Below are 16,116 nucleotides of genomic sequence, written 5' to 3' on the forward strand. Positions count from 1 at the left end.
CCCGCTTTGGCAATACGCTATGTTTCTCTTTTATCTTTCAAATGTATACTGAATTCCGGCAACCGCCGCAAGATCCTCGGTCACGCCTCTCCGGATCATGCTGTCTCCTCCTTTATTTCTTGCAGATCCATCTTTCAAATGGATTTCTGTCATCTTTTGCGATCCGGACTGTTCCTTTCCTGATCCCGGCTTCAATCCGGTGTGCCAGCCAGCCGTCTCCGATTCCCGGCTCATATTCTCCCAGAACGTTTCCAAGAACCTCTGCTTCTTGTTGCGGTTCTTCTGTCAACGTGTTTTCGATCATGAAGTCATAAAAGGATTCCCGAACGCTCATCGGCTTTCCATTGACAGAGGCTCTGAGTACTGCATTCTCCTGCACAAGTCTCTCCCAGTGCATCGTCCCGATCTGGATTTCCCACTCATTCAACGGTTTTTCATACGCAAGGAGCGATGGAAATTCCTCATGCACAATCTCTCCCATCGTAGATACCTCATATGGCATGTTGGTATCCTGACGGAACAGGACGTCCGGCAGTTTCACTGCTGAAATCTGATCGGTCAAATCGTTTAACAGGTGGCAGGTATAATAATAGCCGCACACTTCATAAGGTGCTTTGCCGTACCAGATACGGATTGTTTTCCCCTCTGCCGCAAGCGTTCTCAATCTCTCCGGCATCACACTGTATCTGTTGACTCGTTCTTTATATTCTTTCCACACACGCTCTCCCGCTTTTGTCCCGTCACGGAACAGGGTTTCCAGCGCATTGCTTCTTTTACTTTCATTATCCAGATTCCGGATCTCTCCAACGTCCAGTCCCAGATCCAGACAGATAATCTCGTCCGCCCGGTTTCGCAGCCGGGACATTTTCAATGAAGCCGCCTCACTTGCACCAAATACTACTTCTACCATATATTTCTCCCTCAAAAAATTATCAACTAAAGTACTGTATCAATCACACGTTTTGCGTTGCCGTACCAGATCTTTTCCCGTTGTCGCTGGGTAAATCCGGCCTTTCCGAGCGCATCGTAAAGAAGGGGCATCGCACCGATGTCTTCGATCTCCATCTTCTCTGCTCCGCCAAAGCCGTCAAAATCCGTTCCAATGGCGATAACTTCTTCTCCGCCTTTCTGGTACATGTGCCGGACATGGCTTACCATCTCTTCGATCAGGCAGGAACCGCTTTTCCCAAGAAACTCCTGATAAAAATTCAGGCCGGCAATCCCTCCTTTTTCGGCAAGCGCCCGGATCTGTTCATCCGAAAGATTTCTCGGATGATTCCGAAGCGCCCGCGCATTGGAATGAGACGCCACCGGAGGGGTTTTGCTGTGAGAAACCACATCCCAGAAGCCGCCCTCTGACAGATGGGAGACGTCGATAATCATCCCGATCCGGTTCATTTCCTCAACCACGGAAAAGCCAAACGGCTTCAATCCCTGTTCCATCACCTGCGCCTCCTGGCTGTTCGGATAGCCGATACAGTTTTCATAATTCCACGTCAATGTGATCAGGCGGATTCCCATATCATAAAGTCCCTGCACCCGTTCCAGCTCTCCATGGATCACTCCACCCTCTTCCAGTGTCAGAAACGCGGAGATCTTTCCATCCTTTCTGTTCCGGTCAAGGTCGTTTCCATTTCCTGCGAAAGCAATCTCATCCGGATAGATCCAGATCTGCTTTTTCAGATACGTGGCCATCCTTCTGACATATTCATATGCCTGTTCGTGCTTCGATTTTCCAAGAAATTCCTCCAGCGGCACAAAGCAGGCAAAAAACTGGGCCATGGATCCTCCCCGCTTCATTTTTTCTATATCTACTTTCAGATGGTTCTTTTTCAGATCCTGATCCGGCATATTTTCGGACAATAATTCATATACCGTATCACAGTGCATGTCAATCAGATTCATAAGAAACGACTCCTTTTCATAAACTGATACCATTATAATCTAATATAAGCAGAAAGGAAATCAGATATGAAACAGAATTCCCCTTCCATCGGTATCGTTGTGTGCGCCAGAGAACACGGGCGCATGTTTACCAGTCTTCCGTACATACAGGCGGCCGCAGATCACGGCGGACTGCCTTTTCTGATTCCTTTTTACGAAGACATGGAACTCTCCTATTTTCGGGCGTGTCTGAAAAAATACGACGGTTTTCTGTTCTGCGGCGGCGCCGATATCAATCCCCTACTGTTCGGTCAGGTCCCGTCCCCGGAACTTGGAACAACCGATTATGACTTTGACCGGTTCCAGCTTGACTTTCTTACCTTTCTTCTGAAGCACTCTGAAAAGCCGGTCCTCGGTATCTGCAAGGGAATGCAGCTTCTGACTCTTGCCTGCGGCGGCACCATTTACCAGGATCTGTCCGAGCAGCCGGATTTCTTTAACCACAGCCCCGCTGCCGCTTTCCGGCATGATCCTGTCCATCTCGTCCGCACACTGGAAGATACGATGCTGTCCGACCTGATTGGAAAACAGGCCAAAGTCAACAGCTTCCACCATCAGGCAGTCAAAGATCCGGGAGAAGTTCTCCGAATCTGTGCCCTCGCACCGGACGGACTGATTGAAGCGGTGGAAGGAATCAGGCATCCTTTCCTGCTTGGCATCCAGTGGCATCCGGAATGTATGTATCTGACCTCCCGGAAAATGAGCCGGATCTTCTCCGCCTTCATCAAAGCCTGCCGAAACTGACTGCTCTTTTTTACTTTTCAAACGGAAAACGGATGCCCCATGCGTTTCGCATGCTGTCCATCAGCTGCATCATGTAGATCGACTCACTGTGAGGCATCTGCGGGCATTCCGTTTTTCCCGCACGTACAGCTTCCATAGCTGCCCGTACTTCGTACTCAAATCCGGTAATCTGCTCCGGCGTTTCCATCTCCCGGATCAGTTTTCTGCTGTTGTCAAAAACCTGAATCCTGTCCACATCATTGATATTCCATGCAATCAGATATCCTTTGTCGCCGTAGACGATTCCTGCCTGCTCTGTTCCGCCTAACATGCTGCTGTGCATCGATGCCATACATCCGTCTTCAAAAATAAATGTGGCTGCATTCTGCGCGTCAACTCCGGTCTCCAGCTTGACACAGGACGTATCCATGGACTTGATTTTGGCATCGGTAATCATCCGGATAAAAGTCAGCGGATAAATACCCACATCCAGAAGCGCCCCTCCGGCAAGCTCCGGATTACGAAGCCGTTCTACATTTTTGATATCATAGCCGAGATTTGCCGTAATCATATGGACCTTCCCGATCTCTCCGGAACGGATCACCTCGTCAATCATGGCTCTGGATGGAAGGAAACGTGTCCACATTGCCTCACCCGCAAAGATCCCTTTTTCCTCGGAAATCCGGAAAATCTCCTCCGCCTGTGCGGCGTTTGCCGTAAATGCCTTCTCACAGAGCACCGGTTTTCCGGCTTCCAGCGCCATCTTCATATACTGATAATGATGGGAATGCGGAGTCGCCACATAGACAAGTTCCACCTCCGGATCTGCAAACAGTTCCTCATAAGAACCGTACGCCTTTTCTATCTGATTCTTTTCGGCAAATGCCTGTGCCTTTGCAAGGTCACGGGATGCCACTGCATATGCTGTTGCGTCCTCCATCTCATTTAATGTCTTCGCCATAGTGACGGCAATTCCGCCCGCTCCGATAATTCCTACCTTCATCTTTGTCCTCCTTTTCTGATCTGCATGTTGATTTAGATGTTATACAATTACAATCTCCTTACTTCCTCCACTCTGTCCTTATTGTATCAAATTTCCCGCTGTAAGGCAAAACTAACGACTGAAAGAGAATTCTGTTTTTCCGGGTGACAATCCTTCGGTTTTCCTGTACAATAGGGAAAGACTGTATCATAAGGAGTTTGAGTGATGAGTATTTTAAATGTAGAACATCTGTCACACGGTTTTGGAGACCGTGCGATCTTTTCGGATGTTTCCTTCCGCCTGCTCCGCGGTGAACACATCGGACTGGTAGGCGCAAACGGGGAAGGAAAGTCCACGTTTTTTAATATGATTACCGGCCATCTGACACCGGATGAAGGGAAAATCGAATGGTCCAAAAATGTCCGTGTCGGCTATCTGGATCAGCACACGGTCCTGGAAAAAGGAATGACCATCCGGGACGTACTGAAATCCGCCTTTTCCTGGCTCTTTGAACTGGAAGAAAAGATGAATCAGATCTGTGATTCTCTGGGAGCTGCTTCGGAAGATGAAATGACTGCCATGATGGAAGAGCTCGGAACCATTCAGGACACCCTGACCATGCACGACTTCTATACCATTGACAGCAAGGTGGAGGAAGTGGCAAGAGCCCTCGGTCTTCTGGATATCGGCCTGGACCGGGATGTCACCGATTTAAGCGGTGGACAGCGTACTAAAATCCTTCTTGGAAAACTGCTTCTGGAAAAGCCGGACATCCTTCTTCTGGACGAGCCGACCAACTATCTGGATGAAGAGCATATTGCCTGGCTGAAGCGCTATCTTCAGGAATATGAAAGTGCTTTTATCCTGATCTCCCATGATATTCCATTCTTAAATGACGTTGTCAACATCATTTACCACATGGAAAATCAGAAACTCGACCGCTATGTAGGCGACTATACGCATTTTGAGGAAGTTTACGCTGTCAAGAAAGCACAGCTGGAGGCGGCCTACCGCCGACAGCAGCAGGAAATCAGCGAGCTGAAAGATTTCGTGGCACGGAATAAAGCCCGGGTCTCCACACGGAACATGGCCATGTCCCGTCAGAAAAAGCTGGACAAGATGGAGAAAATCGAACTTGCAGCTGAACGTCCGAAACCGGAATTCCACTTCCGCTACGGGCGGACACCGGGCCGGATTCTCTTTGAGACAAAGGATCTGGTGATCGGATACAACGAGCCTCTCTCCAAGCCTCTTTCCATCTCCATGGAACGCGGCCAGAAGATTGCGCTCACCGGAGCAAACGGAATCGGGAAAACAACGCTTTTAAAGAGCATCCTCGGGCTGATTCCATCGCTGAGCGGAAGCTGTGAGCTGGGAGAAAATCTCCAGATCGGATATTTCGAGCAGGAAGTCAAAGGCGAAAGCACCGCCACCTGCATCGATGAAATCTGGGATGAATTTCCATCCTTCAATCAGTACGAAGTGCGGTCTGCCCTTGCAAAATGCGGCCTGACTACCAAGCATATCGAAAGCCAGATCCGGGTATTAAGCGGAGGCGAGCAGGCGAAAGTCCGGTTATGTAAACTTGTAAACCGTGACACGAATATCCTGCTTCTGGACGAGCCGACCAACCATCTGGATGTGGATGCCAAGGAAGCACTGAAAAAAGCACTTCTGGAATACCGTGGAAGTCTCCTTCTGATCTGCCACGAACCGGAGTTCTACCGGGATGTGGTATCCGAAGTGTGGGACTGCACAAAGTGGACAACCAAAATCATCTAATCTGTAAAACCGAAACAGACGCAAAAGATCCCCGCAGGAATCCGGGCCTTACGGCCGCCCCTTGATTCCTGCAGGGATCTCTTTTTTTGAAACATTTTCTGCTCTATCTATTCCCGGTCTACAATCCGTAAAATATGGATCGCCAGAAATCCGATTTCTTCCCGTTTCACTTCCGTCTTCAGTTCTTTTTCCATCCAGGCACAGATCTTCACTGCCGCCTCAAACTCTTTCGGATATTTCAGCTGCACGAATTCATTTAAGTCTGCTTTCACCTGCTCGCCTTTGCGTGTCCGTACAAGCATGTAGTAAATATGGCTCATCATACGGTTATACGCAAGAGAATCCGGTTCCACATCAATCTGAAACTGCTCTTCAATCATCCTGATTCCTTCATTAATGATCCGGGTATTATCCAGTGTCTCGGAAACCTTCTCATCCGTACGGGCCGAATGAATATGCAGAGAGATAAATCCGACCTCATCATCAGAGATCTCGGAACCAGTCATCTCACGGATGATTTCCCGCCCTTTCAGGGCAACCTCGTACTCTTTTTCAAACAGTACCTTGATGTCCGGCGTAAACGGATTTGGTATCTGCCTCTTCTCTTCCGCCCGCTTTGCCGCAAGCGCGATATGGTCTGCCAGAGGGAGCAGAGAGTCATGACTGACATGCTCAAATACCTTCTCCGCTTCCTCCAGAATTCGTCCGGTGGCCTCAATATATACCGGCTTGATACCGTTGACCACTTTCAATGCGGAGACCTGCTTCTTCTTCGTCACCAGCGTGTAAATCTTGGCGTTTTTGATCATTTTCATCTCTTCGCCCGGATGTTTCCCGAAGCCGATCCCGTTTCCGAGCAGAATGATCTCCCGCTTCTTCTCACGGTCCAGGGCAAGAATGGCATTGTTATTCAATACTTTGATAATTCGATACATCTGACATAAGCTCCTTTACAATCAGCAGCTCACGATCTCCGCAATATCCTCCTGTGCATTTACATGCCCGGATGCCTTCATTACAATTTCTTCCTCTTCTGTCAGTCCGGTAAATACCGCAATGCAGGCTTCGGATTTCGCATGCTCTTTTATATATTGTATATCAAAAGCCATCAGTTTGTCTCCCTTTTTTACGAAATCTCCGTTATTTACAAACATCTCGAAGCCTTTTCCTTCCAGTTTTACCGTATCTACACCGATATGAAGCAGATATTCTACGCCGTCCTCTGTTGTCAGGCCGATCGCATGATTGGTCGGGAATACGAAGCTGACTGTACTGTCTTCCGGTGCATAGACAACTCCTTCTTCCGGCATGACCATATAGCCGTCTCCCATCATCTTTCCTGCAAACGCTTCGTCAGGAGTATCTGTGATCGGATGCGCCTCCCCTGTAAACGGTGAGCAAAGCACCTTTTTCGTTGTCTTTTCTACTGTATTTTTCGTTTCTTCTTTCTGTTCCTCTTCCAGTTCCGGAGCTGTCTCCTGTGCGATGTACTCTTCATCCGGAGCATTCACAAGGTAGTCTTCCAGATTGGATTTTACAACGGTGACAGACGGTCCGTAGATAATCTGGATTCCCTGTCCCTTCTTCACAATTCCGGACGGACCGGTCTGTTTCAGAATCTGATCATTTACCAGTTCCGGTTTCACAACCGTGCAGCGCAATCTTGTTGCACAGCAGTCCACATCGGAAATATTTTTCTTTCCTCCAAGTCCCTGAGTGATAAGAATACTTCTCTCATCTCCTCCTGACACAGAGCCGGTCTGATCCTTTGCACCCTGTTTTGCCTTGTAGTCTGCTTTCGTATACAGTTTTGTCTCTGCATCATCATCTTCACGTCCCGGTGTCTTTAAGTTAAACTTCAAGATCAGGAAACGGAAAATCACATAGTAAAGGATAAAGTAAATAATACCTACCGGGATGATCCGCATCCAGTTTGTCTTGTCGTTGCCCTGTAAAATACCGAAGATAAACAGGTCGATAAATCCTCCGGAAAATGTCAGTCCCACGGCAATATTCAGGATATGCGCAATCATATATGCCGCACCTGCCAGGATCACCTGAACTACAAAAAGCAACGGAGCCACAAACAGGAAGGAAAATTCCAGAGGCTCTGTGATACCTGTCAGCATACAGGTCAGTGCTGCGGAAAGCAAAAGACCGCCGGCCTGTTTTTTCTTCTCTTTCTTTGCACAATGGTACATTGCAAGGGCTGCTCCCGGAAGTCCGAAGATCATGAAAATGAATTCTCCGGAGAAATATCTCGTCGCGTCTGCACTGAAGTGCACGGTGCTCGGATCAGCAAGCTGTGCGAAGAAAATATTCTGTCCGCCCTGTACAAGCTGTCCTGCCACTTCCATCGTTCCGCCCACTGCGGTCTGCCAGAACGGAAGGTAAAATACGTGATGCAGTCCAAACGGGATCAGCGCACGCTTGATAATACCAAAAATCAAAGTACCGACATAACCGGTTCCTGTTACAAGTCCTCCAAGCGCGTAAATTCCATTCTGTACGAACGGCCATACGAAGAAAAGAAGAATACCGACGCCCACATAAACGATGGTGGAAATAATCGGCACAAATCTGGAACCGCCGAAGAATGACAGCGCATTCGGAAGCACGATCTTATGGAATCTGTTGTGAAGCGCCGCCACACCAAGTCCTACAATGATACCTCCAAACACACCCATCTGCAATGTCTGAATACCAAGGACACTTGCCACCGTACCGCTGAGTACATCAGAAGCAACCGTGCCGTCCGCCAGGATGGTCCCGTCAATCTGAAGCATTGCGTTGATGGTAACGTTCATGACAAGAAACGCTATCATCGCAGAAAGTGCCGCTACTTCCTTTTCTTTCTTTGCCATACCGATTGCCACACCTACGGCAAAGATAATCGGCAGGTTGTCAAAAATCGCATTTCCCGCTTTTGTCATAATCGTGAATAATGCGTTCAGCACTGTTCCTTCTCCAAGGATTCCTGCCAGATGATATGTCTCAATCGTCGTCGCATTCGTCAGCGAGCTTCCGATTCCAAGCAGCAGGCCGGCAACCGGAAGAATGGCGATCGGAAGCATGAAGCTTCGTCCAATCCTCTGAAGAACACCAAAAATTTTGTCTTTCATAGTTTCTCTCCTCTCTTTGATCTGACAGCAGTATTTTCTGAAAACAAAAAAGCATGAACTTCTCCCATCATACACTCCGGCTACTGTGCGGAATGTGTAAGGATAGTTCATGCCTGAAATTCAGTAACACGCTATCATATGCTGTTTTCTACTGTCAGTATATACTATGATTTAAGGCTGTGTCAATCATTTTCTAAAAATTCTATAAACTTTTCCTCGCTGTTCGTCCCTCCTACTGTGTTCTGATATGTGCAAGAAGCTCTTCTGTCAGCTGAATCGTGTCTTCCACTTCTTCACCCAGGCTCTGAAGCTTTGTCTGCACCAGATAATCTGTAATCGGGTTGTCAAATGCGAAATCCGCAAAGGTAAGAAATCCGCTGATTTCAGTCTGAAGTTTCGGTGATACTTCTACTTTCCGCAATGCTTTCTGAAAATCTGTCAGCCTGATTCTCGCCTGCTCGATCATTCCTTCTACCTCATTGATTCGGGAATGTTTCATATAGGTGCTGATCATGCTTCCCCCAAAAATGTCCAGAATTCCCCATTTTTTTGCACTGTTTAACTTTTCTCTGACTGTATACAGGCTTTGAAGCGCCTGTACTCCTGCTTCTTCTGCACACTTCAGATCCTCTCTCATCATTACTGCTTCCATCTCATTTTCCTCTCCTTCTGAATTTCATACCAAATAAAAAAGACTCCTATCATGACATCTGCCACAATAAAAGTCTTGCTATCTCATTTGCTACGGGTACCTCTCGATACCGGCTGACGATTACAAATCGACCTTCCGAAGAAGGTTTAAGCTACTCCCTTTCCATTGCTTGGAACGAATATAACACATTCAAATTTACTTGTCAATCCGATTTTACAAGATTTCGTATTCCGCTTCTTTTCTCGGCGCAGTTCTTCTGTAGGTTACCGCCGGATATCCGATCAGCATGCAGACTGCCACCGGCCTTCCCTCTTTGTCCAGAAAGTTTCTTACCTTTTCAGAGCACATCGTTGCCGCCTTCAGATAGCCATTATACAGCACGCCAAGGCCAAGCGCCTGAGCCATCATTTCGATATTCTGGGCTGCAAGTCCTGCGTCATCCAGGCGTTCTCCCATAATGTAAAGTACCGCCGGTGCGTTCCGGAAGAGAAATTCCTCCTTCGGATCCCGTGTTCTCCCTTTATAAAAGCTGTAAAGCAGCGCTGTCACCGGACTCTTTTCCCCTTTGTGCAGTTCCAGCTCCTCACCGATTCCTTCAAAGACCATCTCTTTGAATTCATCCAGCCTGTCCTGTACAATCACGAATTTCATTTTACGTTCATTCTTTGCCGTTGCCGTATGTGCCGCCACATCCAAAATCTTCCGGATTTTCTCTATTTCCGCCGGCTGTTCTTTATAATTCCGGACACTTCTTCTGAATTTCACTGCATTTGCATATACTTCCGGATCCAGCTGAAAACGCTCTTTTTCATACGGAATCATCTCATCACTTTCATATTCCGTAATCTTCACCGCATCCATCGGACAGATCGCGGCGCAGTGTCCGCAAAGAATACATTCCCGTTTTACTGCCGCCTTTCCGTCTTCCAGCTTCAGGGCATGTCCTACACAGTCCTGAACACATTTTCCACATCCAATACATTTTTCTTCCTCAATCTTTACCATGCTTATTCTCCTTTATCTCATTTCCTTTCTGTCCAGCCAGACAGTAATTGCAGACGAAAGTGCGGACACAACCAGAATTCCCGCCGCCTCCGCACGGACGCTGTCCATAAACAGGTCTGCTCCCGCCAGCGTCATCATCTCAAACAGCATATCCAACACATACCACAGAAAGAATCTTCCGGATTTTCGGATCCATCCAAGGCTCATCATCGCTTTTGGAAGTGCTTTTGCCAGAATCTCCAAAGGTGCATCTGCTACAGCTACCACCAGAAAAAACAGAAAAACACTTTTCATAGAGTCATAGTGGAATCCGAATAGCTTCATAATAAAACCGCCGATCACGGCTTCCAGAAAAACGACCGGAAGCGCCACTGCCAGAAACAATGCCGCTCCGATCAAAATCGATACAATTTTTGACTTTTTCATAGGATTTCGTATTTCTCAGTTTCCCTCTCTGCTTAATTAGATGCACAGTTTGCCGCGTCAATCGCAAGCACCAGCATCAGTGCCATAATTTCATCTGCAGAATCTGCAATGTCAATTACATAAGTATCTCCCCAGTGGAAAATCTCTTTGGAAATATGCATCACCAGAACACCGCCTGCAAAGGCATCGTATTCCCAGCCCATCATGTTTCCCTCGACCTGCCATCCTTTATAATCCACCGTATATTTAGGACGGAGCAACGTCAGTTTCTTTGCAACAGTACCATAAAACTGTCCTCCTGCATAGATTTCAAAGGTCGGGAGGAGATGCAGCAGTTTCTCCTGAACCATACCGATCTCATTTTGAGCGGCATCATATACTCTGAGCCGGTGTCCAATCGAGAAAAAATCTCCTTTCACAAAATAACGGACATTCCCGTATTCATCATAAATATCATAGGTATCCGTCCATGAAAATACTCTTTGTTTGATTAACAGTTTCATCCCTTTTCTCCTCTACTGCCTTCTTTTTCGCATTACATAATTGGTCAGCAAAATTCCCTGCCTTTCCACCTGCTGGGCACGAATCACCTCATAGCCTCTGGCCTCAAAAAACGTCCGGGCCGTAATCGAAGCATGGGTTTCAAATACGTCCGCTTCCGATTCTCCTTCCAGGGCATCGCAGATCGCCTCAGCTATCCCCTGTCTCTGGAACTCCCTGTGCACATACAGGCGGTCCAGATACCCGGTTTCGTCCATATCTCCAAAACCGGCAATCCTGCCGTCCCGTTCAGCAACGAGTGTCCTGTGCTTTAAAAAGGACTGGTTCCATGCATGCAGATCACGCTCTTTTGGAGCCCAAACATCCAGCTGTTCCTTTGTATAATCAGCCGCATTGACCGTATGTACTGTATCATAGAAAAGCTGTGCCAGCGTTTCGGCATCCTCCTCCCGGTATGGGCGAAGCCGCAGGGCTTCCTTTTTCTTACCGGAAAGCAGCATTTCCTTAACCCGGCGCTGATCCATTTCTTCCAGTACAAAATCCGCATCCGGCGTCTCTTCTTTCGGGGAAATATTGGACCGGATATAAAATGTGTCGATGCCGGCTTCTTTTGCTCCTCTAATATCGCAGATGCCATCATTTCCAATCATGACAGCCTCTTCTCTTTTGAGCTCTTCCTTTTCGAGAAGGATCTCAAAAAAACGTCGGTCCGGCTTTTTGACTCCATAGGAGGAAGAAATATAAATCCCGTCAAAATACCGGAAAATATCAAGTGCCTTCATCTCATACGCTGTGAATATCCGCTGAGCATTGGACAATAGATAAAGGGACCCTCCGGAGGCTTTTAAAGCCTCCAGAAGTTCCCGTGTCCCATCATAAAGCCGGATATACTCTGTCGTAAGGACTCGGAAAAACTGACCGGCATACACCGCAGTCTCTTTTAGAACATCTGCCCCTTTCCGGCGGAATAATTCCAGAAAGACGTCCTCGATCTGAAGCTCCGGAAAGCTTTCATGGCTGTCGTGGCGCAATGCCTCTTTTTCCGCTTCCTGTGTCAGCTCCCGGTATGTTTGCCGAAGCTCTTCAGCCGTATAAAATGCTCCATAATACCCATAAAACAGAGCCATTTTTTCCCACACTTCTATTTTAGTCTCATCCGTGTGAATGTCAACCAATGTTCCGTATAAGTCAAAAATATAAGTCTGATACATCATTCTTTCCTCTTTATCATCTGTTTTACTGTTAGAACAGATTTCCCACTGTTCTTGGGAACAACAGTGTATCCCGGATGTTGGATACTCCCGTCACATACATCAGCATCCGGTCAAACGGGCAATTACCAAGCACCTCAATCGTCTGAATCTGAATTTCATAACCGTTGCGCTTGGATCTGACAAAAGAGCCGACTGCCTTTAACGCTGCTCCCACATTGAACGCATTTTTATTTATTTCCAACTTTATTCTTGTCAATCACCAACTGGATATTATTCATACAAGTACCATCGTTCAGGTGAACTACCCATTTTCTAAAGCCAATGGGCTTCCTGCTTCATCGACCTCGTACCCTACTATCTCCACAGGCGTTGATTCGGGCAGTTCCTGCCCTATATACTATTACGCTATTTTTCTTAAGCCCTCTGCTAATATGTTTTTTGCGGCATTAATATCCCTGTCATGTTCTGCTCTGCATTTTGGACATATCCACTTCCTCACCGACAAATTTTTTGTACCTGTATTCCGATAGCCACAAGCTGAACATAACTGGCTGCTGGCATAGAACGTATCTATTTTGACATATTTTCTCGCATTCCACTCCGCTTTATATGTGAGTTGCCTTGTCAATTCGTACCACGATACATCCGATATGAATTTTGCAAGATGATGATTTTTTACCATATTTTTTATCTGTAAGTTTTCAGAGACTATCACTTGATTTTCGCTGATAATCTCATGCGACAGCTTATGCAGATAATCTTTTCTGGCATTTACTATTTTCTCATAACATAACGCAATCTGCCTTTTTGCCTTATAATAGTTACTACTTTCCTTTTCTTTATGCTTTAACTGCCTTTGTAGTTTTACCAGTTTTCTTTCCATCTTCGACAGTATTTTAGGATTCCTGTATTTCCGTCCATCTGACGTAACACATATGTCTTTAATCCCTAAATCCAAACCAATTTTCCCTTCTGTTTCCGGAAATGGTTCATGGTACGTCTCTACTAAAACTGATACATAATATTTGCCGCTTGGAACCTGCGACACCGTTGCTGATTTTATCTGACCTGTAAATTTTCTGTGCAACTCCGCCCTCACTTGTTTTAGTTTTGGCAGTTTTATTTTTCTGGCATCAAAATCTACGCTGATATTTCCATTTGTATAATTTGTCGTATAAGATTTACGGCTGTTATGTTTGCTTTTGAATCTGGGATATCCGGCATGTTCTTTGAAAAATTTCCGGTAGGCCGAATCCATGTGATATATTGCGTTTGTAAGCGCAAATTTATCCACTTCCTTTAACCATTCATATTCCTCTTTTAATTGTCTGTTGCAGTAATTATTGCAGTCAGTTCTGCTCATAGATTTCTTATCTTTCTCATATTTTTCTTTTCGGTATGCCAAGGTCTGATTGTAAACAAAACGGCAGCAGCCAAACGTCTTTTCCAGAACTTCTTCCTGCACTTTATTTGGATAAATCCTATATTTATATGCCTTTAACATTAACCATCACCTCCCCATCAGCCCTAATTTTCTATGTATTTCCTCAGCATTTTTTCTAAAGCATTTCCAATGTTGCCCGGAAATATCTATCCGCCCAAAGTATGTGTTCTTTCAAAAAAGTTTCCCTAAGTCTATCGGATACCGTTCTCATATGTGATGCATCGTGTAATTTTTATCATATTTACAATTTTGCTGACAGACATTGTTAACTCTGTTTCTATCACGTAATAAATACTTGCATCTGTTTTCGATTTCCAGGCTTCCACGAAGCAAGTATATCACGCCTCGCTACTTTTTGCTACCTTGCCCAACAAAACTAATTGTTATTCAAAACAACCGTTTAAAGATCACTTATTTTGTACTCAATCTTTGGAAACACAAGAAAAATAATATCCATCTTCTGAAAAACGGACTTCTTCTCCTTTTGATGCATAATATTCCTGAATACATTTTATCGCAGTCTCTCTTGCTTCCTCTGTCAGACAGCATTCTCCCGGCGGAATGACGCAGGCGGTCTCCTCATTTTTATACCCCACATGAAATCGTGTACCGCTCTCTTCCAATATACCATTTAACAAAACAATATCCTGATACTTGATCATTTTATCCGCCCCGTTTCTATTACTCTTTATCTCTTCTTTTATGTACTGCATCCGACATTTCTAACAGTTCCTGATACCGGAAACACGTTTCCTTATGGTCATTGACGATGCCGCATGCCTGCAGATGGGAGTAAACGGTCACCGAACCCATATATTTTAATCCCCGCTTTTTCAGATCTTTACTGATCCTGTCAGATAAGCCGTTTCTGGCTGGAACCTCTCCTTTCTGATGCCCGGTATACAGATATGTTTTCCCTTTTGTGAAACTCCAGATATAATCAGAAAAAGTACCGAACTCTTCCCTGATCTTCTGAAAGCACCTGGCATTATGGATCACCGCCTCAATCTTTCTCCGGGAGCGGATCATACCTTCGGTTTCCATAATCCGCTCAATGTCGTCCTCCCCGTATGCTGCCACTTTATCAAAATCAAAGGAATCAAAGCAGGCACGGAAAATTTCCCTCTTCTGAATCATCATATTCCAGTTCAGTCCGCACTGCATGACTTCCATCATCAAAAACTCAAACTGCTTCTGGTCATCCCGGAGCGGGACACCCCATTCTTCATCGTGATACTTCATCATTTTTTCATTGCACATACACCAGCCGCAACGCTCCATGGCATTCACCTCTCATTCGTTTTCTTCTGTCATTAAACATTCATCAGAATATCCTGAATATATCTTTTCAATCCAATCTCTGAGGAAATCGGATATTTGCTATTTATGAATTCATAATATTTTTTCATACGTTCTTTTGACATCGTTTCTTGAGACTGAATCTGCTCCTCGTATCCTTTACGGGCATCTTTCCATGGCTCTTCACTATGCGTGATCTGTTCCAACACTTTCCCCCCATATAAGCCAAATGTATTAACCACAAGATCGATCACATGCTTTTCATTCTCTGCAAGATCATCTGATATACCATTAAGGACTGCAAATCGTACATCATCAACCGGATTATATTTAAAATCTCTAAACAGATTATAAACTTCCGGATATACCGGGCCGTGTGCCCATGCTTCGCAGTCTTCCTCGAATAATGGATCTCCGAAGAGCACATAGTAAATACTCTGAATGAAATAAAGAAGCTTTTGAAGCATCAAAGGTGTAACCTCTTCCAAACTTTCAAAAATATATGCAATTGCCTGAAGCATTTTATCCGATACAGAAAACAGATTTTCTAGAGAATCCGCTGCCACAACGGCCTTATTATAAGCAGTTGACGCAATTTTCGAACGATTTTCTTTCAAACGGTTCTTCATATATGAGGGTGAAGTTAAAGCAGCTCTGATGATATCTGAGTATTCTTTTGATGGAATCTGTCCTGAAAGATACCTCGTTATTGTCACCTCGCCAAACCCCAATGCAAGAGATAGCGGCGCCTTTCCAAGATTATAAAGCTGCATCAGCTTCTTAATTTCCTCTGTTGACACAATTCCTTCTGTCTTTCGATACTGCTCATCCATCTCCTGTATATTCCTATCAAGAAGCCCCGGAATACTCATTTCTTTTCCACACTCGCTGCAAATCGCTGTCGTAATCGTAAACTGATATTCTTTATCTCTGATTTTCCTTACAACAGTTTTTTTACATAAAACATACTCTGTTTCTCTTCTGCATTCAACGCAGAAATCGATTCTACCCTTCTTTGACAT

Annotated in this window: 18 protein-coding genes and 1 pseudogene; 2 read left to right on the plus strand and 17 right to left on the minus strand. The window is 45.6% G+C overall.

Features of this window, described 5'->3' with window-relative positions:
* Positions 1 to 30 precede the first annotated feature (30 nt).
* The 3 genes from B5G11_RS16890 to B5G11_RS09250 are packed head-to-tail and all read right to left on the minus strand — an operon-like array spanning position 31 to position 1,905.
* On the minus strand, positions 31 to 153 hold the full coding sequence (locus B5G11_RS16890) for a hypothetical protein (RefSeq protein WP_255396416.1): 123 nt from the start codon (positions 151 to 153) through the stop codon (positions 31 to 33).
* Positions 113 to 910: a DUF1835 domain-containing protein gene (locus B5G11_RS09245; protein ID WP_087253015.1), complete on the minus strand. Its 798-nt coding sequence runs from the start codon at positions 908 to 910 to the stop codon at positions 113 to 115. Before B5G11_RS09245 ends, B5G11_RS16890 begins: the two co-directional genes overlap by 41 nt.
* Before the next feature lie 26 nt (positions 911 to 936).
* Positions 937 to 1,905, minus strand: coding sequence for a dipeptidase (locus B5G11_RS09250; protein ID WP_087253017.1), 969 nt, complete (start codon positions 1,903 to 1,905; stop codon positions 937 to 939).
* A gap of 66 nt (positions 1,906 to 1,971) precedes the next feature.
* On the opposite strand from B5G11_RS09250, the gene B5G11_RS09255 reads away from it, so the two are divergent.
* Positions 1,972 to 2,688, plus strand: a complete 717-nt coding sequence (locus tag B5G11_RS09255; RefSeq protein ID WP_087253019.1) for a gamma-glutamyl-gamma-aminobutyrate hydrolase family protein — start codon at positions 1,972 to 1,974, stop codon at positions 2,686 to 2,688.
* A 10-nt stretch (positions 2,689 to 2,698) separates the two neighbouring features.
* Here the strand turns inward: B5G11_RS09255 and B5G11_RS09260 are convergent, their stop codons facing one another.
* Positions 2,699 to 3,670 (minus strand): Gfo/Idh/MocA family oxidoreductase, encoded by a 972-nt coding sequence (locus B5G11_RS09260; protein WP_087167406.1) that lies wholly within the window; start codon positions 3,668 to 3,670, stop codon positions 2,699 to 2,701.
* Between the two features lie 204 nt (positions 3,671 to 3,874).
* Here B5G11_RS09260 and B5G11_RS09265 point away from each other — a divergent pair, with 204 nt between their 5' ends.
* Positions 3,875 to 5,431, plus strand: a complete 1,557-nt coding sequence (locus B5G11_RS09265) for an ABC-F family ATP-binding cassette domain-containing protein (RefSeq protein WP_087253021.1) — start codon at positions 3,875 to 3,877, stop codon at positions 5,429 to 5,431.
* Between the two features lie 107 nt (positions 5,432 to 5,538).
* On the opposite strand, the gene B5G11_RS09270 is transcribed toward B5G11_RS09265, so the two are convergent.
* The 13 genes and pseudogenes from B5G11_RS09270 to B5G11_RS09325 all read right to left on the minus strand — a co-directional run bounded on the left by B5G11_RS09270 (position 5,539) and on the right by B5G11_RS09325 (position 16,116).
* Positions 5,539 to 6,366, minus strand: coding sequence for a PRD domain-containing protein (locus B5G11_RS09270; protein WP_087253023.1), 828 nt, complete (start codon positions 6,364 to 6,366; stop codon positions 5,539 to 5,541).
* 21 nt (positions 6,367 to 6,387) lie between these two features.
* On the minus strand, positions 6,388 to 8,553 hold the full coding sequence (locus B5G11_RS09275) for a PTS transporter subunit IIABC (RefSeq protein WP_087253025.1): 2,166 nt from the start codon (positions 8,551 to 8,553) through the stop codon (positions 6,388 to 6,390).
* 232 nt (positions 8,554 to 8,785) lie between these two features.
* The gene (locus tag B5G11_RS09280; protein ID WP_087253027.1) at positions 8,786 to 9,205 is read right to left on the minus strand and encodes a hypothetical protein; all 420 of its coding nucleotides are present in this window, start codon (positions 9,203 to 9,205) and stop codon (positions 8,786 to 8,788) included.
* A 213-nt stretch (positions 9,206 to 9,418) separates the two neighbouring features.
* Positions 9,419 to 10,210, minus strand: coding sequence for a nitroreductase family protein (locus tag B5G11_RS09285; RefSeq protein WP_087253029.1), 792 nt, complete (start codon positions 10,208 to 10,210; stop codon positions 9,419 to 9,421).
* Between the two features lie 12 nt (positions 10,211 to 10,222).
* Positions 10,223 to 10,636 (minus strand): YrvL family regulatory protein, encoded by a 414-nt coding sequence (locus B5G11_RS09290; protein WP_087253031.1) that lies wholly within the window; start codon positions 10,634 to 10,636, stop codon positions 10,223 to 10,225.
* A gap of 32 nt (positions 10,637 to 10,668) precedes the next feature.
* Positions 10,669 to 11,139, minus strand: coding sequence for an LURP-one-related family protein (locus B5G11_RS09295; protein ID WP_087253032.1), 471 nt, complete (start codon positions 11,137 to 11,139; stop codon positions 10,669 to 10,671).
* Between the two features lie 12 nt (positions 11,140 to 11,151).
* Positions 11,152 to 11,607, minus strand: a complete 456-nt coding sequence (locus B5G11_RS16730) for a GNAT family N-acetyltransferase (protein WP_343215493.1) — start codon at positions 11,605 to 11,607, stop codon at positions 11,152 to 11,154.
* A 78-nt stretch (positions 11,608 to 11,685) separates the two neighbouring features.
* Positions 11,686 to 12,351, minus strand: a pseudogene (locus B5G11_RS16735) (HAD family hydrolase); the annotation flags it as partial.
* Positions 12,352 to 12,379: 28 nt separating this feature from the next.
* Positions 12,380 to 12,565, minus strand: a complete 186-nt coding sequence (locus B5G11_RS09305; protein WP_158099243.1) for a hypothetical protein — start codon at positions 12,563 to 12,565, stop codon at positions 12,380 to 12,382.
* A gap of 186 nt (positions 12,566 to 12,751) precedes the next feature.
* Complete coding sequence (gene tnpB, locus B5G11_RS09310; RefSeq protein WP_087253038.1) at positions 12,752 to 13,855, minus strand: IS200/IS605 family element RNA-guided endonuclease TnpB; 1,104 nt, start codon at positions 13,853 to 13,855, stop codon at positions 12,752 to 12,754.
* A 362-nt stretch (positions 13,856 to 14,217) separates the two neighbouring features.
* Positions 14,218 to 14,457 (minus strand): hypothetical protein, encoded by a 240-nt coding sequence (locus B5G11_RS09315; RefSeq protein WP_087253040.1) that lies wholly within the window; start codon positions 14,455 to 14,457, stop codon positions 14,218 to 14,220.
* Between the two features lie 19 nt (positions 14,458 to 14,476).
* On the minus strand, positions 14,477 to 15,076 hold the full coding sequence (locus B5G11_RS09320) for a DNA-3-methyladenine glycosylase I (protein WP_087253042.1): 600 nt from the start codon (positions 15,074 to 15,076) through the stop codon (positions 14,477 to 14,479).
* 32 nt (positions 15,077 to 15,108) lie between these two features.
* The gene (locus B5G11_RS09325; protein ID WP_087167418.1) at positions 15,109 to 16,116 is read right to left on the minus strand and encodes a type II toxin-antitoxin system antitoxin SocA domain-containing protein; all 1,008 of its coding nucleotides are present in this window, start codon (positions 16,114 to 16,116) and stop codon (positions 15,109 to 15,111) included.

The sequence above is a fragment of the Drancourtella sp. An57 genome (assembly GCF_002161525.1).
GTDB classification, from domain to species: domain Bacteria; phylum Bacillota; class Clostridia; order Lachnospirales; family Lachnospiraceae; genus Sellimonas; species Sellimonas catena.